This window comes from Lactobacillus sp. C449L, assembly GCF_059900815.1.
On the sequence record NZ_JBWXGA010000269.1, the window covers coordinates 1 to 444 of the forward strand.

At 59.7% G+C, this 444-nt stretch carries 1 protein-coding gene; it reads right to left on the reverse strand.

The window, feature by feature from the left end:
• Positions 1-444: glycosyltransferase family protein (locus AC2JF9_RS09340; RefSeq protein WP_500727219.1), on the reverse strand; the 444-nt coding region annotated here is incomplete at both ends.

A 444-nucleotide genomic window follows, 5' to 3' on the forward strand; every position in this document is an offset into this window, starting at 1 on the left:
GCCATAACCTTCAGGCAAAGGTCGACGTCGTTGAAGGCGACGGCAAAGGCTGCCGGATCGAGTCCTCCGACCTCTCGGAAAACCTCCGTGCGGACGACAAGACATGCGGCCGTCACCGCCGATACATTCCGGGCGACGGTGAGTTGATCGAGATAGCCGCGCTCGTCTCGTGCGGCGAATTTATAGCCATGCCCTGCACCGCCGCGTAACCCCAGAACGATGCCGGCATGCTGGACCGTATCGTTGTCGTATAAGAGCTTGGCGCCGACGCAGCCGATGCGCGGCTGCACCGCATACCCAACCATCTCGTCAAGCCAATCGCCGGAGAGTACCTCGATGTCGTTGTTGATTAGGCCGAGAATGGAGCCACGAGCGATCCCGGCGGCTCTATTGTTGATGTCGGAGTAGTTGAAGGGACCTTCGTACCTCATGATCCTGATGCGG